The sequence below is a fragment of the Rhodoferax mekongensis genome (genome assembly GCF_032191775.1).
Lineage (GTDB): Bacteria > Pseudomonadota > Gammaproteobacteria > Burkholderiales > Burkholderiaceae_C > Allorhodoferax > Allorhodoferax mekongensis.
The window spans coordinates 471,517-491,691 of the sequence record NZ_CP132507.1 but is presented as its reverse complement, the minus strand read 5'-3'; the positions used below and the strand labels follow the sequence as shown (position 1 = coordinate 491,691).

General features: G+C 61.6%; 16 protein-coding genes. 8 read left to right on the top strand and 8 right to left on the bottom strand.

Features of this window, described 5'->3' with window-relative positions; translation table 11 throughout:
• Window positions 1-2,079: a sensor histidine kinase gene (locus RAN89_RS02340; RefSeq protein ID WP_313868065.1), complete on the top strand. Its 2,079-nt coding sequence runs from the start codon at window positions 1-3 to the stop codon at window positions 2,077-2,079.
• Window positions 2,080-2,130: 51 nt separating this feature from the next.
• Here RAN89_RS02340 and RAN89_RS02335 read toward each other — a convergent pair whose 3' ends face one another.
• A complete protein-coding gene (locus RAN89_RS02335; RefSeq protein WP_313868064.1) occupies window positions 2,131-2,739 on the bottom strand; it encodes a tRNA-uridine aminocarboxypropyltransferase in 609 nt (202 codons plus the stop codon).
• A gap of 101 nt (window positions 2,740-2,840) precedes the next feature.
• Here RAN89_RS02335 and RAN89_RS02330 point away from each other — a divergent pair, with 101 nt between their 5' ends.
• Genes RAN89_RS02330 through add form a run of 5 tightly spaced genes read left to right on the top strand, consistent with a single transcriptional unit; the run spans window position 2,841 to window position 10,163 of the window.
• The gene (locus RAN89_RS02330; protein ID WP_313868063.1) at window positions 2,841-3,836 is read left to right on the top strand and encodes an ABC transporter substrate-binding protein; all 996 of its coding nucleotides are present in this window, start codon (window positions 2,841-2,843) and stop codon (window positions 3,834-3,836) included.
• 5 nt (window positions 3,837-3,841) lie between these two features.
• Window positions 3,842-7,708 (top strand): hybrid sensor histidine kinase/response regulator, encoded by a 3,867-nt coding sequence (locus tag RAN89_RS02325; protein ID WP_313868062.1) that lies wholly within the window; start codon window positions 3,842-3,844, stop codon window positions 7,706-7,708.
• Window positions 7,698-8,861, top strand: coding sequence for a response regulator (locus RAN89_RS02320; RefSeq protein WP_313868061.1), 1,164 nt, complete (start codon window positions 7,698-7,700; stop codon window positions 8,859-8,861). The genes RAN89_RS02325 and RAN89_RS02320 overlap by 11 nt, the downstream gene beginning before the upstream one ends.
• A gap of 30 nt (window positions 8,862-8,891) precedes the next feature.
• On the top strand, window positions 8,892-9,107 hold the full coding sequence (locus RAN89_RS02315) for a DUF4287 domain-containing protein (protein WP_313868060.1): 216 nt from the start codon (window positions 8,892-8,894) through the stop codon (window positions 9,105-9,107).
• A gap of 24 nt (window positions 9,108-9,131) precedes the next feature.
• Window positions 9,132-10,163: an adenosine deaminase gene (add, locus tag RAN89_RS02310; protein ID WP_313868059.1), complete on the top strand. Its 1,032-nt coding sequence runs from the start codon at window positions 9,132-9,134 to the stop codon at window positions 10,161-10,163.
• On the opposite strand, the gene yghU is transcribed toward add, so the two are convergent.
• A complete protein-coding gene (yghU, locus tag RAN89_RS02305; protein ID WP_313868058.1) occupies window positions 10,160-11,017 on the bottom strand; it encodes a glutathione-dependent disulfide-bond oxidoreductase in 858 nt (285 codons plus the stop codon). The genes add and yghU overlap by 4 nt on opposite strands.
• Window positions 11,018-11,122: 105 nt before the next feature.
• On the opposite strand from yghU, the gene RAN89_RS02300 reads away from it, so the two are divergent.
• Window positions 11,123-11,467, top strand: coding sequence for a DMT family protein (locus tag RAN89_RS02300; protein WP_313868057.1), 345 nt, complete (start codon window positions 11,123-11,125; stop codon window positions 11,465-11,467).
• Window positions 11,468-11,583: 116 nt separating this feature from the next.
• Here RAN89_RS02300 and RAN89_RS02295 read toward each other — a convergent pair whose 3' ends face one another.
• The 4 genes from RAN89_RS02295 to RAN89_RS02280 all read right to left on the bottom strand — a co-directional run bounded on the left by RAN89_RS02295 (window position 11,584) and on the right by RAN89_RS02280 (window position 17,085).
• On the bottom strand, window positions 11,584-12,855 hold the full coding sequence (locus tag RAN89_RS02295) for a Zn-dependent hydrolase (RefSeq protein WP_313868056.1): 1,272 nt from the start codon (window positions 12,853-12,855) through the stop codon (window positions 11,584-11,586).
• Between the two features lie 10 nt (window positions 12,856-12,865).
• Entirely contained in the window at window positions 12,866-14,308 is a 1,443-nt protein-coding gene (gene hydA / locus RAN89_RS02290) for a dihydropyrimidinase (RefSeq protein ID WP_313868055.1), read from the bottom strand.
• Window positions 14,309-14,396: 88 nt separating this feature from the next.
• Window positions 14,397-15,704, bottom strand: coding sequence for an NAD-dependent dihydropyrimidine dehydrogenase subunit PreA (gene preA / locus RAN89_RS02285; protein ID WP_313868054.1), 1,308 nt, complete (start codon window positions 15,702-15,704; stop codon window positions 14,397-14,399).
• Between the two features lie 28 nt (window positions 15,705-15,732).
• A complete protein-coding gene (locus RAN89_RS02280; protein ID WP_313868053.1) occupies window positions 15,733-17,085 on the bottom strand; it encodes an NAD(P)-dependent oxidoreductase in 1,353 nt (450 codons plus the stop codon).
• 284 nt (window positions 17,086-17,369) lie between these two features.
• On the opposite strand from RAN89_RS02280, the gene RAN89_RS02275 reads away from it, so the two are divergent.
• Window positions 17,370-18,383 carry a hypothetical protein gene (locus RAN89_RS02275; RefSeq protein WP_313868052.1) on the top strand — a complete coding sequence of 338 codons (1,014 nt, stop codon included), beginning with the start codon at window positions 17,370-17,372 and terminating at the stop codon, window positions 18,381-18,383.
• A gap of 70 nt (window positions 18,384-18,453) precedes the next feature.
• Here RAN89_RS02275 and RAN89_RS02270 read toward each other — a convergent pair whose 3' ends face one another.
• Together RAN89_RS02270 and RAN89_RS02265 are read right to left on the bottom strand one after the other, a co-directional pair.
• Window positions 18,454-19,362 carry a LysR substrate-binding domain-containing protein gene (locus tag RAN89_RS02270; protein ID WP_313868051.1) on the bottom strand — a complete coding sequence of 303 codons (909 nt, stop codon included), beginning with the start codon at window positions 19,360-19,362 and terminating at the stop codon, window positions 18,454-18,456.
• A gap of 8 nt (window positions 19,363-19,370) precedes the next feature.
• Complete coding sequence (locus RAN89_RS02265) at window positions 19,371-20,174, bottom strand: carbon-nitrogen hydrolase family protein (protein WP_313868050.1); 804 nt, start codon at window positions 20,172-20,174, stop codon at window positions 19,371-19,373.
• Between the last annotated feature and the right edge of the window lies 1 nt (window position 20,175).

Here is a 20,175-nt window from a genome sequence, read left to right as displayed (position 1 = left end):
GTGCGCCGTAACGGTGGATTCAGGTGGCAGACCAACCGCTTTGTGGTGTTGGGCCATGTGTTTCTTGCGCTGTTTGTGCTGGCGGTCGCGGTGTCTGTGTCGCTGACGCTGTACCAAGACAGGCAAACCCTGTTGGCTCTGCAGGTGCAACGTGCCAAGGCGAACGCCCTGGTTTTTGAAGATCAGATCAGCCAGACCTTTCAGGCGATTGAAAACACCGTCCGGAGCATTCCTGAGTTCACCCCATCCGATCTGGAGGGCAAAGCATCTTCTGACGTGCAAGCACTCCTCAAGCGGCTTCAACACGGGCAGCCCGCCTTGCGCTCACTGTCACTGATGCAGGGGGGCGTGGTGGTTCAAAGTACCCACCCTGGCAATGTGGGTGTCAGCCCCGAGGGATTGAACTTGGTGCCCGATGAGCGACCCGATGCGACCACGGCCCGATTGCGAGTCGGCCGCAATTGGATAGGGCGCGACTTTCACCAAGGGCATGGCGCGCAAGGGCTTGCCTCAGACCGCAACGACCGCCCCTATCTGTTGCCGCTAAGCCTTCGATTAACGCAGGGTGCACGGCCGGTGAGTGTGTTGGTGGGGGTGAATCCTGATTACTTCCTCGGACGCCAGCAGCGTTTCAGCGATTCGCAAACCGACCGCTTTCAACTGGTGCGGATCGATGGAGCGGTGCTGCTGGACACCGCCGATGCGGCGATTGGTGCCGCATTTCCGTACCCCGACATCGTGGAGCGCGCCAGAAAAGACGAGATAGGGGTAGAGCAGTCGGCCCATATTCTGTCGTTCAGGTCTTCGGCGAAATACCCGTTTTTTGTGGCTGTGCATGTCGATCAAGAGCGCATTCTGGAAAGCTGGCGCCACAAAGCCATGGTGGTGGGCGGGGTGACGGGGTGCGTGTTGTTACTGGTGGCCGCGTCGGCTTCTGCACTGCTACGGCGCATTCATCACGCAGAAATTGCGCACCGGCAAGAACGTGAGCTAGCACACGCCACCATGGAGCGTGACTTGGAGGCCCGCATTGCACAACGCACCCAAGAGCTGACGGAGAGCAAACGCTCACTAGAGCACACGCTGAGCCATTTGCGGGATACGCAGTCCCAACTCATCCAATCCGAAAAGCTGGCCACCCTGGGCCAGATCGTGGCCAATGTGGCCCACGAGATCAACACGCCCATAGGCGCCGTCAAGTCCAGCGGGGAGAGCATCTCAGTTGCACTGAACCAGGTGTTGGCGGGCTTTCCGGCCCTGGTGTTGTCGCTCGATGAAGCCACGCGGAACCTGTTTTTTGCCTTGGTGACCGAGGTGCGCAAGCCCGCCGAGCCTTTGAGCACGCGGGAGGAGCGTGCGCTTAACCGCGCGGTGCGAGCTGAGCTGGAGGCTGCGGACATGCCGGATGCACAAACCAAGGCGGATTGGTTGCTCGGCCTGAAAGTGCGCCAGCAGCCCATGCGCTTTGCGGCCTTGTTGCAGCATCCCCGTGCAGGGGACTTTTTTGAGATGGCCAACCAGATTGCCACCATCATCCACAGCGCAGACAACATCAACCTCGCAGTGGAGCGGGTGGCCAAAATCATTTTTGCGCTCAAGTCTTTTTCTCACACCGATGCGTCGGGCGAATTCCAGCCGGTGGACCTCAAGGCCGGCATGGAAACGGTGCTCACCATTTACAGCAACCAGATCAAGCAAGGTGTGGAGGTAACACGCGAGTACGGCAACTTGGGTTTGGTGGAGTGCCTGCCGGATGAGCTCAACCAGGTGTGGACCAACCTGATCCACAACGCCCTGCAAGCCATGAACAACCAGGGCAAGCTGCTGATAGCGATGCAGGCGCAGGACCACGGCGTGCGTGTCAGCATCACCGACAACGGCCCCGGCATTTCCCCGGATATTCAAACCCGCATCTTCGACCCCTTCTTCACCACCAAACCCGTGGGCGAGGGCAGTGGCTTGGGGTTGGACATTGCCCGCAAGATTGTGGACAAGCACCACGGCCGCCTGGAGTTGCACAGCGAGGTGGGGGTGGGCACGACGTTTAGCGTGTGGCTTCCCTTGCAGCAGGCAACTTGAAGTTGCTATAAATTTAATAGCTATTTGCGCATATTCCACGAGTGCTAGAGGCTAATTTGGCACATAAACCTGCTGCTGCGCCACCCAGCCGTCAAACGCCGCCAGCAGCGGCTGCCAGCGTTCTGTGTTCCGCTCCAGTTGCGCCAAAGCAGCGCAGGTAGCCTCCAGGGTCGAGAGCTGGCCCGGTGCATGTGCCTTGCGGATCGCGTAGCGGCCGGTCGGCACCTCGTCCAGGGCCAAACGCGGTAAGCGCTGCAGGCCCGGGCTCAAGTGCAGCATCTTGCGGCTCTTGCGCCAGGTGGCGTCCAGCACGACCAATCGCAGTGTCCCGGGATGCACCAGCTGCGCGGGTTCCAGCAAGGCGGGTACTGCATGCCCCTCATACGCGGTGGGGGGGTAGAGCAGCACGGTAGTGCGCGGTCCGGGCAGCAAGGCTTGCAATGCAGCATCATCAAACGCCTCGCCCACTACGATGCGGCTGCCCGGCACGCTCAGGTGCAAGAGGCGCGCGCTATTTTTGGCATGGTGCACCTCCAGAGGGTGCTGGAGGATCAGCAGCTCGCAAGCGCTCGCTGTGGGCACCACCAAATGGCACAGGCAGGTGGCTTGCGGGCGCAGGCAAAGCGCGCAAACAGGGCGGCGTACAAGGGGTGCGTTCATAGGGGGGGCTGGCGGATCGTACAGAAATTGATCCAGGTCACTTGTTGTCGCGACAAACCCTCACGTACACTGGCTCGAATCTACTTTACGAATGCCAAGCGATGTTGCCCCAGACCTTGGAGTCGCACTCCGCCATGTTTTACAGCCTTGGCCGCCGCCGCTGGTTGGCCGGTGGCATGGCTTTGGGGCTGGCACCCTTGCTGCCGGCGTGTAGCAAGCCTGTGCCGGTGATGCGGGTGGGCTCCATCGTGTTCCCCGGATACGAATTGATGTTCATGGCCCGGGAACGTGGCCTCATCGACAGCCGAAAGGTCCGCCTGATCGAGATGCTGGCCAACACGGACACCCTGCGCGCCCTGGCTGCCGGCCAACTGGAGGGCGCAGCCCTGACCCTGGACGAGATGATGAGTGCCCGCGCCGATGGCGTGGACTTGCGCGTAGTGATGGTGATCGACATTTCCCAAGGCGCCGATGTGGTCATGGCCCGCCGTGGTGTCACGTTGGACAACCTGGGTGGCAAGCGCATTGCGGTCGAGGAGGGCGCCATGGGAGCTGTCATGCTTAGCTCCCTTTTGCGTGCTGCGCAACTTCGGGTAGAGGAGGTCAAAAAAGTGGCAATGACCCTGGACAGCAGCCTGAAGGTTTTCAGCACGGGCAAAGTCGACGCGATTGTCACGGCCGAGCCTTGGGCCACCAAGTTGGAGGCCCAGGGGGCACAGCGCATCTTTGACAGCTCCCGCATCCCCGGACGCATCACCGATGTGCTGGCGGTGCGTGCCGATGTTCTTGACACCCAGGCAGATGCTATCCGGGCGCTTGTTGCCGCCCATTTTGAAGCCCGGCAATTCTTTCTCGCCCAACCGGCGCAGGCCTCGATCCACATGGCGGCCCGATTGCAAACACCGGTTGAGGAGGTGCCTGCCTCATTGCGAGGGCTGCAACTGCCGGATGCTGCTGAAAACCGGCGCCTTCTGGAAAAGGGCGGCAACTTTCACCGCACGGCCCTGGAGCTCCAGCGCGTGATGTTCGAGGCCGGGCTGCTGCGTAAAGTGTCCCAGCCCCATGAGCTCGTGGACACCCGTTTCCTGCCGGCTTGAGATCCATGACTGGCCGCCGCATCTCTCTTCGATCTGCATTGCCTTTGGGCCTGGCCGTCGCGGTGGTGGCGATGTTGCTGGTGTCCTTCTTTGTCGGAATTCTGAATGACCGTGCGGCGGTCGTTGAACACCAGACTGACGATGCCATTTTGATCGCAGAGCACATGGCCCGTACCGCAGAGCGGGGCCTGGCGAATCAACGCGAACAGGTCGCGGCAGACCTCGCGGTGACATCCACGGACCGTGCGGTGGTGGCCATGGTGGTGATTGACGCAGACGGCAAAGTAGAGCTAGCGCATCGCCTGGGCTGGACGGGCCAGCACGTGAGCAAGGTCATCCCCGGTTTTGACATGGCCCGCTTCAAACGTGTTTCGTGGGGAAACCTGCCGGATGTCGAGATCTCGGAGTCCCTCGCGCGGATCACGGTACTCACCCAGTACAACCTGCCTGTGGGCGATGCCGAGCTACGCAGCTCCCGCCATGGAGCCATTTATCTGGAGTACGACATCCTGCCGGACTTCGACCTCGTGCTCTGGCATGCGCAAAACCGCCTGTGGTCGCAGTTGGCCATAGCGATCGTACTGATTGCAGCCTTGTCCAGCATATTGAAACGCTTTGTCATACGGCCCATTCGTCAACTGGAACAGGCTGCTGAACAATTCACCTTGGGTGAGATTCCCAAGGACGCGCTTCTTGAAAATGGTCCCAAAGAAGTGCAGCGCCTGTCGCACAGCTTTAACGCCATGCTGCAGCGGGTTGTATCCGCGCAGCAGAAGGTGGCTTCCAGCCAGGCGCGTATGGAAGGCATTGTCGATGCCGCCATGGACGCCATCATTACCGTGGACAGTCTGCACCGCATCGTGGTGATGAACCGGGCGGCCCTGGATTTGTTCGGGTACGAGTTGGAGGAAGTGCTGGGCCAGTCGGTCGACATGTTGATCCCCCATGACACCCGGCACTACCACGCCCGCGAGATGACGGCATTCGCAAAGACTGGGGTAACCCGTCGACGCATGAGCGGGCAATCAGTGGTTCGAGGGATGCGAAAGGATGGCACTGAATTCCCGGCCGAAGCGTCTATCTCTCACCTGGTGATTGACGGACAGGACCTGTTGACCGTCATCATGCGAGATGTGACAGATCGAGTGCGCGCCGAGCAGGAAATCCGCATGCTCAACGCGAGCCTGGAGGACCAGGTGGCACAACGCACAGCTCGACTGGAGAGCACACTGCTCGCGCTCTCTGATGAAAAGCAAAAACTATCCTTGGCACACGCCGAGCAACGCGCCATTTTTGAAATGGCGACAGTGGGTATCGTGCTCATGGTGAACCGCGTGGTGGTGCAGTGCAACCGCAACCTGGAAGAGTTGTTTGGATACGCACCCGGCGAGCTGCTCGGCCAATCCACCCGTTGTTGGTATCCGAGCGAGGAAAGCTATGACGCCATGGGGCGGGCTGTTCAGCAACTTACGGACGGTGGTCGGCTCCACAACACCGAATTACAGATGGTGCGCAAAGACGGCACGCTATTTTGGGCGCGGGTGTCGGCCCGGGTGTTTGATACGCCGGACCACCGGAACGCCGTGCTGGGCGTGCTGGAGGACATCACTCCGTCGTACGAGGCGCGTCAGGCCATTGAACACGCCCACCAGCAGGCGGAAGAAGCCAACCGCGCCAAGAGCAGCTTCCTGGCCAATATGAGCCATGAAATCCGCACGCCCATGAACGCCATCATGGGCATGTCGTATCTGGTTCAGAAAACCGAGCTCAGCGAGCGGCAGCGCGGCTACCTGAACAAGATTCAGTCATCCAGTCAGCACCTGTTGGGCATCATCAACGACATCCTCGATTACTCGAAGATTGAGGCCGGCAAACTGGGTATTGAGCACATCGAATTCGAGCTGGACAAAGTGCTGGACAACCTGGCCGGATTGGTCGGCGACAAAGCCGCTTCCAAGGGGCTGGAGCTGGTATTTGATGTGGACAAGCAAGTACCCCTGCAGTTGGTGGGTGACCCCTTGCGCCTGGGGCAGATTCTGGTGAACTACGCCAACAACGCCGTGAAGTTCACGGAGCGGGGCGAGATCGACATACGAGTGCGGGTGCAGGAGGAAAGTACTTCGCATGTGATGCTGCACTTTGCGGTGCGTGACACCGGCATCGGCATCAGTGAAGAGCAGAAGTCGGTGTTGTTCCAGAGTTTCCAGCAAGCTGATGCCTCTACCACCCGCAAGTTCGGTGGCACCGGTCTGGGGTTGGCTATCTCGCGGCAGTTGGCCCAGATGATGGAGGGCGAGGTCGGTGTGGACAGCACCTTCGGCCAGGGCAGTACCTTCTGGTTCACGGCACGGCTGCAAAAGGGCATCAGTACCGGCAGGGCCCGGGTGCTGCGCAGCGAGCTCTACGGAAAGCGGGTGCTGGTGGTGGACGACAACGACAGTGCGCGCACGCTTTTGCAGACCATGTTGCAGGACCTGAATCTGGTCGCTGAGGCTGTGGATGCAGGGCCCGCAGCATTGGATGCGGTTTACAAGTCCGCGCAAGCGGGCCAGCCCTTTGAAATTGTGTTTCTGGACTGGCAGATGCCCGGCATGAGCGGGGTCGAGCTGGCACAGCGCCTGCAGGCTCTGCCGCTGGAGGTGACGCCACGCCTGGTACTGGTCACCGGTTACGGGCGTGAAGAGGTGTTGAGCAGCGCGGAGGCTGCCGGGATCCAAACTGTGCTGGTCAAGCCGGTCAGTGCATCCATGCTGTTTGACAGTGTGGCCCGCGAGCTCAGTGGTGCACCCGCACCGGTCCAGGCCTTTGGTGCTATGCCCCCTGATGAGGGGCTTGCCCGTTTGCGCGGTGCCCGCGTATTGCTGGTGGAAGACAACGAACTGAATCAGGAAGTCGCGACCGAGTTGTTACAGGGTGTCGGTGTGGAGGTTGCTGTGGCCCACAACGGACAAGAGGCGGTGGAGCAGGTGCAAGCGGGCCGGTTCGATTTGGTGCTGATGGACATGCAAATGCCGGTGATGGACGGCTTGACCGCCACACGCATCCTCCGGCGCAATGAGGCGTTATCCGGCTTGCCCATCATCGCGATGACGGCCAACGCCATGGCGTCGGACCGGGAAGCGTGCCTGGCGGCGGGCATGAACGACCACCTTGCCAAGCCTATTGAACCGGAGCACTTGTTTGCCAGCCTGTTGCATTGGCTGGCGGGGCGTACGCCCGCACCGTTGGCCGGGCAAGCAGTTGCAGCCGCCACCCACGAAGAGAGCACGCTGCAACTGCCCGTGGTGGAGGGCCTGGACACACGGGCCGGCCTGCGCCGCGTCATGGGCAAGCGGGCGGTGTACCTGTCCTTGCTGCACAAGTTTGTACAGGGACAGGGCGATGCCATTCCACAGCTTCAGCAAGCGCTGTACCGTGGCGACGCGGCGCAGCTGAGGCAACTGGCCCATACGCTCAAGTCGGTGGCAGGCAATATCGGGCTTGGCAGCGTGCAGCAACGTGCGGCGGATCTGGAACTGGCTGCATCAGGTCAGAACCCCGGAACGCAGAAAGCCGCGCTGGAAGCCTTGGCATCGATACTGGTACCGCAGTGGAAAGCCTTGCAAGCCGCGTTGGCGCCAGAACAGCCCGTCGAACCGGTGGGTGATGCGGTGGATCCTGTCAGACTCCACCATGTTTGCACACGCCTGCGCAGCCTGCTCGAAGATGACGATATGGAAGTGATTGAGCTGGTCAGAGACAACGAGGTCTTGCTGCGAACGGCTTGTGCCAGCCGGTTCGATGAGATGCAAGCGCGTATCCAGCAATTTGACTTTGAATCCGCTGCAGCTATCGTGCGGGATGCGATGGAAGGAAACGCCCATGTCAGATAACGCCGCTACCCTGCAAAACCGCCCCACTGTGCTGGTGGTGGATGACACCCCCGAGAACCTGCTGCTCATGCAGTCCCTGCTGCGGGATGATTACAAAGTCAAAGGCGCCAACAACGGTGAGCGCGCGCTCAAGATCGTGGCGGGCGAAGCCCCACCGGATTTGATTCTGCTCGACATCATGATGCCCGGCATGGACGGCTACGAGGTGTGCCGCCGCATCAAGGCAGACCCCAAGGCGCGACATATTCCGGTGATCTTTCTGACCGCCAAATCCCAGACGGAGGATGAAGCCTTCGGTTTGTCACTGGGCGCTGCGGACTACATCACCAAACCTATCAGTCCCCCTATCGTGCTGGCCCGGGTGCGCAACCAGTTGGCGGTGAAAGCGTCGGCAGATTTTCTGCGTGACCAGAACGAATATCTGGAGGCCGAAGTCAGAAAACGCACCCATGAGGTATCTGCCATTCAGGATGTAACCATTCTGGCCATGGCTTCTCTGGCGGAAACGCGTGACTCGGACACTGGCAACCACATCCGCCGCACCCAGCATTACGTGCAATCCCTGGCGCGCAAGTTGGCAGAGCATCCCAAGTTCAGCACCTACCTCACGCCGGCCACGATTGCCATGCTCTACAAATCTGCGCCTCTGCATGACATCGGCAAGGTGGGTATTCCGGACCGCATTCTGCTCAAGCCCGGCAAGCTCACCCCTGAAGAGTTTGAAGTCATGAAAACCCACACCACCCTGGGCCGCGATGCCATTGCCCATGCGGAACGTGAGCTGGGCACCGAGGTGGCTTTCCTCACCATGGCCAAGGAAATTGCGTACAGCCACCAGGAGAAGTGGGACGGTAGCGGTTATCCGCAAGGCCTGGCGGGCGATGCCATTCCCGTGTCGGCCCGACTGATGGCGGTTGCCGATGTGTATGACGCACTCATCAGCCGCCGTGTGTACAAAGAGCCCATGCCGCATTCCAAGGCTGTGGACATCATTGCGCAGGGTCGCGGCGCCCATTTCGACCCTGACATGGTGGACGCATTTCTGGCCATTCAGGACGAATTCATAGCCATTGCCGCAACCTACAGTGACAGCGAGGAAGACCTGCAGGTGAAGGCAAACTATGCGGATGTGGCCGGTTTGCCCTATCGTTAAAGCCACGCACCCTGCTTCGAGGAATCCGATATGCCTGCTCCCGACAAAGTCAAAGGCCCAGCGTCTTACTTCCCGTCTATCGAGAAAACCTACGGCCAGCCCATGGCGCACTGGTTTGCACTGGTGCAACAACAGCAAGGCAAAAAGCACATGGAAATTGTGGCGTGGCTCAAGGCCGAGCACGGGCTGGGGCACGGCCATGCCAATGCCATCGTGGCGCATTGTTTGGCGGCCGGCAAAGCCTGATCGGCGGCAGCGCCAGATCGCAGGATGACATCGCTCCACGCCCCTGAACATGTCCGCCTCAAGGCATTGCCCAAGGCCGAAATCCATCTGCACCTGGAAGGTTGTTTTGAGGCCAGCTTGATCGCCCAATGGGCCCGCGCAGAGTGCGTGGCGCTGTCCCGGCCGCAAGAGGATTTGTTCAAGTTCTCGGGGCTGGCGGACTTTCTGGGTTTCTTGGATCTGGCCTGTGGACTCGCCCGCACGCAAGACCGGCTGGTGGAGCTGAGCTACGGCCTGAGTCAGCGGCTGGCGGCCAACGGCACCGGTTATGCCGACGTGATCTTCAACCCCACCCACTGGCACGCATGGCATGGCCGCCTGGGCCCCATGCTGGAAGCGATCGACGCGGGCTTCACCGCCGCCGAGCAGGATGGCCTGCCGGGTGTGGGCCTGTGCGTCAGCCTGCTGCGCACGCAAACGGCGGACCAAGCCATCGAGCTGGTGGACACCCTGGTGGCCTTGCGCCACCCGCGCGTGGTGGCGCTCTCGGTCGATGGCAACGAAGCTGCCGCCGGACGCACCGGCCCCCGGTTTGCCGAAGCCTTCCGCAAGGCGGGTGCCGCAGGCTTGCGCCGCACGGTGCATGCCGGTGAATCCAGCGGACCCGAGGGCGTGTGGGATGCGGTGGAGCTGTTGGGCGCGGACCGCATAGACCACGGTGTGCGCGCCATTGAAGACCCTGTATTGGTGCAGCTGCTCGCAGAAAAGCAGATCCCGCTGGGCGTGTGCCTCACCTCCAACCTGGTGCTGGGCGTGTACCCGTCGATAGACCTTCACCCGATTGAGCGCCTGCGCCAAGCGGGCGTGCCAGTGTCACTCAATACCGATGACCCTGCGCTGCTGGGTGCCAGCTTGGTGGGCGAGTACGCACTATGCCGGCAGACCTTCGGTTGGACCGATGCAGTCACCGCCACAGTGGCGCGCACATCTATCGCGGCCAGCTTTGCCAACGCCGAACTGAAAGCCAGCTTGCTCAGCCAGTTGAATGGCTGGCCAGCCGGGGACGCAGGGCTCTAGGCCAAGGTCTTGCCGTCGAAGTCGCTGGCGTCGTGGCGCTCGCGCACTTGCTCTGAAGGTTCGCCGGTCACCTTGTTCACCATGCGGCCGCGCTTCACGGCCGGGCGGGCGTAGAGCTGGTCTGCCCAGCGCATCACGTGTTGGTACTCGTGCACGCTCAAGAACTCGGCAGCGCCGTAAGCCCAGCCCTTGACCAGCCCGCCGTACCAGGGGAAGACCGCCATATCGGCAATGGTGTACTCACTGCCCGCCAGGTATTCGTGGTCGGCCAAGCGCCGGTCCAGCACGTCGAGTTCGCGCTTCACTTCCATGGCGAAGCGGTCTATGGCGTATTCAATTTTGGTGGGCGCGTAGGCATAAAAGTGCCCGAAACCGCCACCCAGGTAGGGCGCACTGCCCATCTGCCAGAACAACCAGTTCAGCGTCTCGGTGCGGCCTGCAATGTCTTTGGGCACAAAGGCGCCGAACTTTTCAGCCAGGTACAGCAGGATGGAGCCCGACTCAAACACGCGCAAAGGTTCAGGCCCACTGCGGTCCAGCAAGGCGGGGATTTTGGAGTTGGGGTTCACGTCCACAAAGCCGGAGCCGAACTGGTCGCCATCGCGGATGTTGATCAGCCACGCGTCGTACTCGGCACCTGTGTGGCCGAGGGCCAGCAGCTCTTCAAGCAGGATGGTCACTTTCACGCCATTGGGCGTGCCCAGCGAATACAGCTGCAGCGGGTGCTTGCCCACGGGCAATTCTTTGTCATGCGTGGGGCCGGCAATCGGGCGGTTGATGCTGGCGAACGCGCCGCCATTGTCTTTGTCCCAGGTCCAAACCTTGGGTGGCACATAGGGGGAGGAGTCGGTCATGTGGGGTCTGATGGATGGGGGTTCAAGAAGTCAGTCCCATGATATTCGTGATCACCCAAATTTGCCTACGAAGGGTTGTTTGCCCAGCCTCGGAGACAATGCCGCATGAGCACTTTTCTACTTCTTGTTGCGTCCAACATCTTCATGACGTTTGCCTGGTATGGGCACCTCAAGTTCGGCCACGACTGGCCGCTGTGGCGCGTGATTTTGGTGTCTTGGGGCATTGCGTTTTTTGAGTACTGCTTGGCTGTTCCTGCCAACCGGTTGGGTTACGGCGTGTTCTCCGGCTTCCAACTCAAGATCCTGCAAGAGGTGGTGACGCTCAGCGTCTTTGTCGGCTTTGCAGTGTTGGTGCTGAAAGAAAAGTTCGCGTGGAACTACATCGCCGCCTTCGTGTGCTTGGGCGGTGCGGCCTTCTTTGCGTTTGCGTTCAAGGCGCCGGCGCCTTGAGACACATACAGAATTAAAGCGCTCCTGTTTTAGGAGCTACTCGCGCAATGAATACGGGCGCTAGAGGCAGATTTGCCCCTAGCGCCCGTGAGTTCGGCTTTATCTCCGGGTAGCGGTCAAACCACCTTCGCCCGCTCCAACATCGCATGCAGCAACACATTGCACCCTGCGGTGATGTGTTCCGGTTTTGCGTCTTCAATCTCGTTGTGGCTGATGCCGTCCTTGCAGGGGATGAAGATCATGCCGCTGGGGGCCAGCTTGGCCATGTAGACCGCGTCGTGGCCGGCGCCTGAGACGGCGGGCATGTTGGAGTAGCCCAGCTTTTTGGCGGCGCGGCCTACGGCTTCCACGCAGTCGTCATGGAAAGCGATGGCGTTGTAGCTGGACACCATTTCTATCTTCACGTCCACGCCGTGTTCTTGCGCCACTTTGGCGGCAAAGGCTTTTACCTCGTCGGCCATCTGGTCCACCAGCGCGTCGGTGCTGTTGCGCAGGTCTATGCTGAACTTCACCCGGCCGGGAATCACGTTGCGGCTGTTGGGGAACACCTGCACCATGCCCACGGTGCCACGGCCATGCGGCGGGTGGCGGTGGGCCGCGGCCACCACGTCTTGCATGATGCGCGTGGCGGCCAGGAGCGAGTCCTTGCGTAGCGCCATGGGTGTGGGCCCGGCGTGGGCTTCCATGCCGGTCACGGTGCAGTCAAACCAGCGGATGCCCAGCACGCCGCTGACCACGCCAATCGTCACGTCGTTGTCTTCCAGCACCGGGCCCTGCTCGATGTGCGTCTCGAAGTACGCGCCAATAGGGTGGTCGCCAGGTTCCTGGTCGCCGATGTAACCGATGCGCTCCAGTTCGCCCTTGACGCTCTTGCCTTCGGTGTCGGTGGCGGCATAGGCATGCTCCAGCGTGAAGGCTTTGGCGAACACACCCGAGCCCATCATCACCGGCACAAAGCGCGAGCCTTCCTCGTTGGTCCAGAAGGCTACTTCGATCGGCGCTTCGGTCTCAATGCCCATGTCGTTCAGGGTGCGCACCACCTCGATGCCTGCCAGCACGCCGTAGTTGCCATCAAACTTGCCGCCAGTGGGCTGAGTGTCGATGTGGCTGCCGGTCATGATGGGGGGCAGGCTGTTGTTGCGCCCGGGCCGGCGCATGAAGCCGTTACCGATTTTGTCGATGGTTACCGTCATGCCCGCCTCACGGGCCCAGCGGGTGACCAAGTCGCGGCCTTGTTTGTCCAGGTCGGTCAGGGTCAGGCGGCACACACCGCCTTTGGGTGTTGCGCCGATCTGCGCCAGCTCCATCAGCGAGGCCCAGAGGCGTTCTCCGTTGATGCGGATGTTGGAGATGTCGAGCACGGTGTCGATGTGGGTGTCGGTAGTCATGGTGCTTCCTTTAGCGCTTGACGGCGGTGGGGGCTAAGGTGTCCGCGCGCAGTTTGCTGGCCGCAAAGTTGGAGCTGAACGGTGCCCGCTTGATATAGCGGCCCTTGCCCTGCACGGCGCGCAAGTCGCCTTGCACATAGACCAGCTCACCCTGGCTCACGGTGTGGCTTGGGATGCCCTTGACGGTGCGGCCTTCGAAGATGTTGAAGTCGCCCTTGCTGAACTGCATTTTCACCGACAAGGTCTTGGTGCCTGCCGGGTCCCAGACCACCAGGTCGGCATCGGCTCCCACGCTCACGCTGCCCTTTTGCGGGTAGATGTTGAACAGCTTGGCCGTGTTGGCAGAAGTGACCGCTACAAACTCTGAAGGCGTCAGGCGCCCGGTGTTCACACCTTCGTCCCATATAACGGCCAAGCGCTCTTCGACGCCGCCGCAGCCGTTCGGGATTTTGGTGAAGTCGTCTTTACCTGCGGCTTTTTGCGCAGCGCAGAAGGTGCAGTGATCAGTGGCGGTGGTGTGCAGGTTGCCACTTTGCAGGCCGCGCCATAGGAACTCGCTGTTGCCCTTGGGGCGGAAGGGAGGGCTCATCACGTGGGCAGCGGCGGTGGCAAAGTCGGGATGGCGGTAGACGCTGTCGTCCAGCACCAAGTGGCCGGCTAATACCTCGCCATACACGCGTTGGCCGCGGGCACGGGCACGGGCAATCGCTTCCGCCGCTTCCACACAGCTCACGTGCACCACATAAATGGGCACGTTCAGCACGTCGGCAATCGCAATCGCCCGGTTGGCGGCTTCCGCCTCCACCATGGGTGGGCGGGAGAGCGGATGGCCTTCAGGCCCTTTGATGCCCATCTCGGAGACGGTTTTCTGCAGCAGGTAGACCAGTTCGCCGTTCTCGGCGTGCACGGTGGGCATGGCACCCAGTTCCAGGGAGCGCTTGAAGCTGTTCACCAGTGTTTCGTCGTCGCACATGATGGCGTTTTTATAGGCCATGAAGTGCTTGAAGCTGTTCACGCCTTCCTCATTGACCAGCGTGCCCATGTCTTTGCGGACTTGCTCGCTCCACCAGGTGATGGCGACGTGGAAAGAGTAATCCGACGCTGACTTTTCGGCCCAGCCGCGCCACTTCTTGTAGGCGTCCAGAATGTTTTCCTGGGGGTCAGGAATCACGAAGTCGATGATGGTGGTGTTGCCACCTGCCAGGCCTGCGGCAGTACCGGTGAAGAAGTCGTCCATGGTCACCGTACCCATGAAGGGCAGCTGCATGTGGGTGTGCGGGTCGATGCCGCCGGGCATGACGTACTGGCCGCCCGCGTCCACCACCGTGGCGCCCGCTGGGGCACTCAGGTTTTCGCCCACGGCAATGATCTTGCCGTCCTGGGTGATGACATCTGCCTTGAATTCGCGATCTGCGTTGACGACAGTGCCGCCACGGATAAACAGAGTGCTCATGGTTGCTCCTAAATTAATAGCTTTTTGCGCAATGAAACAGGGCGGCAGAAGCGATTTTCATGCCTAAGTGCCGCCCTTACAAGTCCGTTCAGGCATTGACCCGCATGGGGTTGTTGGGATGGGTGGTCCAGTCGGCGTGCACGCCACTCACCGGCTTGCCGGTGCGCAGGTCCATCTCACCGACTGCCAGATCGCGCATGCTGATGGTGTCCGGCACGGGGCACACTGTCACGCACAGGTTGCAGCCCACGCATTCGTCTTCCTTCACCTCGAAGTGGCGCTTGCCGTCCTTCTCGAAGGTAATGGCCTGGTGGCTGGTGTCTTCGCAGGCAATGTGGCAGCGGCCGCACTGGATGCAGCTGTCCTGGTTAATGACAGCCTTGCTCACGTGGTTCAGGTTCAGGTAGCGCCAGTCCGACACGGTGGGCACGGCTTTGCCCACGATCTCGCCCACGCTCTTGAAGCCCATCTCGTCCATGTAGTTCAACAGACCGCTTTCCATTTCCTGCACGATCTTGAAGCCGTACACCATGGCCGCAGTACACACCTGCACCGTACCGGATCCCAGTGCAATGAAGTCCAGCGCGTCCCGCCAGGTGCCGATACCGCCAATACCGCTGATGGGCAGGCCGGCGGTTTCGGGGTCACGGGCGATCTCGGCCACCATGTTCAGCGCAATCGGCTTCACCGCCGGGCCGCAGTAGCCGCCGTGGCTGCCCTTGCCGCCCGTGCTGGGCGACATGGTCAGGGTGTAGGGGTCCACGCCCATGATGGAGTTGATGGTGTTGATCAGGCTCACCGCGTCTGCGCCACCGCGCTTGGCGGCTTGGGCGGGTTTGCGGATGTCGGTGATGTTGGGCGTGAGCTTCACGATGACGGGCAGCTTGCTGTACTGCTTGCACCACTCAGTCACCATCTGGATGTACTCGGGCACCTGGCCGACGGCAGCGCCCATGCCACGCTCGCTCATGCCATGCGGGCAGCCGAAATTAAGTTCGATGGCGTCGGCGCCGGTGTCTTCCACGCGGGGCAGGATGGCCTTCCAGCTTTCTTCCTGGCAGGGCACCATAAGTGAGACGATCATGGCGCGGTCCTGCCAGTTGCGCTTCACTTCGGTGATTTCGCGCAGGTTCAGCTCCAGATCGCGGTCGGTGATCAGTTCAATGTTGTTAAAGCCGTTCAGCCGGCGGTCAGCGGACAGCAACGCGCCGTAGCGGGGGCCGTTCACGTTGACAACCGGTGGGCCGGCTTCGCCCAGGGTCTTCCAGACTACGCCGCCCCAGCCCGCCTCGAAGGCGCGGTTGACGTTGTAGGCCTTGTCGGTAGGCGGTGCAGAGGCGAGCCAGAAGGGGTTGGGGCTTTTGACGCCGGCAAAGGTGGTTTCTAAATTGGCCATGGTGTTTCTCCGGAATGCGTGGCGCCCGTTAGGCAGTGATGAAGGCGTGAATAGCGTGGGCGGACTGCTTGCCGTGTTCCACGGCTTCGACCGTCAGGTCCAGTCCGCCGGCACGGCAGTCGCCCCCGGCCCACACGCCTTTCAAGTTGGTGGTGCCGGCTTCATCGGTGGCGATGCGGCCGTCTTTCAGAGTCAGGCCGCTCTCGGCCAACACCGGGTTGCCCAGCTTCTGGCCGATGGCCTTGAGCACCATGTCAGCCGCCAAGGTGGTGGTGCCACCGGTAGCGCTCAGCTTTCCGTTGACCAAGGCTTGGCGCGCGAAGGTCACGCCGGTGGCGTGACCGGCTTCGCCGATCACCTCGACCGGAGCCAACCAGTGGTGGATGGTCACGCCGTTGGTCTGCGCCCATTCCTGCTCGGCGGTGGATGCGGACATGCTCTCCTGTCCGCGGCGGTAAACGATGTGCACCTCTTCAGCACCCAGCAGCTTGCTTTGCACCGCGGCGTCCACCGCAGTCATGCCGCCACCGATGACCACCACACGGCGGCCTACCGGCAAGGTGGAGAGGTCTTGGGTCTGGCGCAAGGTGGCGATAAAGTCCACCGCGTCCTGCACGCCGTTCAAGTTGTCGCCGGGCACGCCCAGTTGCTGGGTGGTAGACAGACCCATGCCGAGGAATACGGCCGCGTAGTCTTTGCGCAGGGCGTCGAGTTGCGCCACGGTGTCCAGCTTCCAGTTATTTTGGATGGTGATGCCACCGATGCTCAGCAGCCACTGGACTTCGCGTTGGGCAAAGTCATCCGGTGTTTTGTAGCTGGCCAAACCATATTCGTTCAGGCCGCCTGCTTTGGGCTTGGCGTCAAACACCACGACGTCATGGCCTTGGCGGGCCAGGGTGTAGGCACAGGCCAAGCCTGCAGGCCCTGCGCCCACCACAGCCACCTTTTTGCCGGTGGCGGGAGCGCGGGTAAAGACCTGGGGCTTGGCGCTTTCCATCAGCGCATCGACGGCGTGACGCTGCAGGCGGCCGATGGCCACGGGCCGGTCTTCCTGGGTGTTGCGCACGCAGACGGCTTCGCACAGGTTCTCGGTGGGGCAGACGCGGGCACACATGCCGCCCAAGGGGTTGCTGTCCAGAATGGTCTGGGCCGAGCCACGCAGGTTGCCATCGGCAATGCGCTTGATGAAAGACGGCACATCAATGCTGGTGGGGCAGGCGGTAGCGCAGGGGGCGTCATAGCAATACAGGCAGCGTTCGGCTTCCAGCAGGGCTTGCGACGCCGTGAAGCGCGGGGTGGCGTCGGCAAAGCGTTTGGCGTATTCCTCGGTGGCGAGGCGGCCTGCACGAACGTCGGCGGGAGAAGAAGAGGGGGTGGACACGCGGGCAACTCCTTAAAAAAACTGACCGTTTGGTCAAGTCGTGGTGTGCATGCTAGCAATCCACGTGCCACGCTGTAACTAGGGGTTTGCACCATAAACCCGCCCGTTTGTCGGCCGCCTTGCACCGGCTTGGGGTGCAGCGATGGTGCGCGCTGTCACGGTTTTGGGGCGCAACTTGTCTTGCGTCTGTCACACCGTTGTCACGCAAAGCGCGGACATTGAGCAAGTGCCGTGCGGTCGCGTGCCGCAGCGCCCTGCCTAGTCCCTCTTTTCCGGAGTTCTCCATGTCTATCCGTCTCTTAAGCGCTCTGGCGATTGCTGCCAGCCTGACTGCCTGCGCCACTGCGCCCGGTACTCCCAACAACAGCTACAGCTTCGGTTTGTGGGGTGACATGCCCTACAAAAAAGCCGGAGACGACAGCAAGCTGCCCGCAGTGCTGAACAGCATCAACGCCTCGGACATTGCGTTCTCCGTGTATGACGGCGACATCAAGGACGGCAGCTCCAAATGCACCGACGACATCTACGTCGATGCCCTCAAGATGTTCGGCAGCATGAAGAAGCCCGTGGTCTATGTGCCCGGAGACAACGAGTGGACCGATTGCCACCGCACCAATAACGGCGGATTTGATGCCCTCGAGCGCTTGGCTCACCTGCGCAAGGTGATGTTCCCTTCAGCTGCGAGCTTGGGTCAGGCTACGCTGCCCTTGGAGCACCAGGGCAAGCTCGGTGAGAAATACGTCGAAAACACCCGCTTCAGCTACGGCCCCGTGGTGTTTGCCGGCATCAACGTGCCTGGCAGCAACAACAACGTGATCATGAGCGCCAAGGAGTGCACGGCCAAGAGCGCCCGCAATGCTGCGCAGTGCGATGCCTCGAATGCGGAATATCTGGAACGTGATGCCGCCAACATCCAGTGGCTGGATTCCACCTTCGCCAAGGCCAAGGCAGAAAAGGCCGAAGGCGTGGTGCTGGTCATCCAGGCCGACCCCGGCTTTGACTGGCCTGAGACCGAAGAGACCGACGAAAGCGAGTTGCCCCAGTTCAGCGGCTACCGCAACTTTATGGCTGCGGTCGTGAAGCAAACCGAAAGTTACAAAGGCCAGGTGCTGTTTGTGCATGGCGACACCCACTTCTTCAAAGTGGACAAGCCCCTGTACAGCCCCAGCAAGCTATTGCCCAATCTGACCCGTTTGCAAACATTCGGCAGCCCCAGCCTGCACTGGGTCAAGGTCGGTGTGGAGCCCGGCAGTGCACACCTGTTCAACATCCAGCCAGTGATCGTGCGCCAGCCCTGAGCGGCAAGCTAAACCGAAAACTCTCCCCGGGAGCCGCGGCGCAGCGTTGCCCGCGGCTTTTTCTTGTGCGTTAGAGCGCTGCGGGAGAGCACACTGACTGGAGCCATGCGCTGAACAGCTCCACGGCTGGGCCGGCCTCGGTGTTTTCCGGGAGCACCAGGTAGTAGTGCCGCTCACCGGGCAGCGGCGCAGGGTGCGCGAGCGCCAGCTCACCCCGGGCCAGCTCTGCCTCTATCAACAGGCGTGGCACCAAGGCCACGCCCATTCCGCATGCGGCAGCTGACGAAGCCATGGAAAACTGCTCGTACCGCGGCCCGGCAAAGGCGTTGGCTGCTTCAATGCCTTGCGCCGAAAACCAGCTTTGCCAGCTGTCGGGCCGGGTGCTTTGTTGCAGCAGGGGCAGCAAAGCCACTTCTGCCGCACTTAATGCTCTGCGCCCGCGCAGCAAGGCCGGGCTGCACACGGCAATCACCTCTTCTTGTAACAGCGGGTAGCTGCGCGTGCCTGCCCAGTGGCGGATCTGTAATTCGGTGCAGGCGAAGATGGCTGCGTCAAACGAGGTGTCGTTGAACAGAAAAGGGCGGGTACGGGTTTCAATGTGCACGACGGTGTTGGCGTGCTTGGCGTGAAAGTCGGGCAGGCGCGGCAGGAGCCAACGCGCTGCAAAGGTGGGAACGCTGGCCAACTGCACCGCGCCACCGTGGCCGCGGGTGGACATGAGGTCCAGGGTGTCCTGCTCCAGCCCGCGTAGCCAGGACGCGACCTGCGCGGCGTAGCGCGTGCCCGCACTCGTCAGCGCCACACCATGCCGCGTGCGGCGGAACAGCGCCATGCCCACCAACTCCTCGAGCGTGGTGATTTGCCGCGAAATGGCGCTTTGGGTGAGCGACAGCTCCTGGGCCGCGCGGGTAAAACTTTCGTGGCGCGCCGCAGCCTCGAAACAGAGCAAGGCTTGGGTGGCAGGTATTTTTCGTCGCATGGGGCGGGTTAAGTCGGTGGGTTGTGGAGGACCGTCAGGTCTCGAACGTGCTGCGCGGCGTTGCGGGCGGCAGTGAGCCGCTCATCGTCGAGAGTGGCAAACACCAGCGCTTCTTCGCGCCCGGCTTGTACGAGGGTGGCGCCGTCAGGCCCGGCCACCACGCTCAAACCACCGTACTGCAGTCCGCCCTCGGAACCGGCGAAGTTGGCATAGGCTACAAACAACTGGTTCTCATAGGCCCGCACCGGCACCAGCGATCGGGCTACGAAGTCGTAGTCCGCCATGTTGGCCGTCGGCACCACAATCAGGTCTGCGCCTGCAAGCGCGAGTGCGCGGGTGGCTTCGGGAAATTCCACGTCGTAGCAAATCAGCATGCCGACTTTCCAGCCTAGGAAGTCGAAGGTCCGGGCGCTTTGCGCCTCGGCGGCAAACTGGCTGCGGTCGAGCTCGCCGAAGAGATAAGCCTTGCGGTAATTCAGGCGGCGCAGGCCCGACGCATCGATCCATTGGGCTGCGTTGTGAACGCGGCCGTCCGCGCCGCGCTCGGGGTAGCCATATACCACCGCCACTTGGTGGCGTTGCGCAATGCCGGTCACGGCGTCGGCCCAGGCCCCGTCTGCCATTTGGGCCAGGGTCTGCACGGCCGGCGCACCAATGGCGTAACCCGTGATGAACATCTCCGGGCACACCAGGAGTTGTGCTCCTGCACTGGCGGCCTCGCGGGCGGCGGCTTCCAGCCTCTCCAGATTGCCCGGCACATCCAGCGGGGCAGGGGCACATTGCCACAGGGCCAGTTTCAGAGGTGCGCGCATG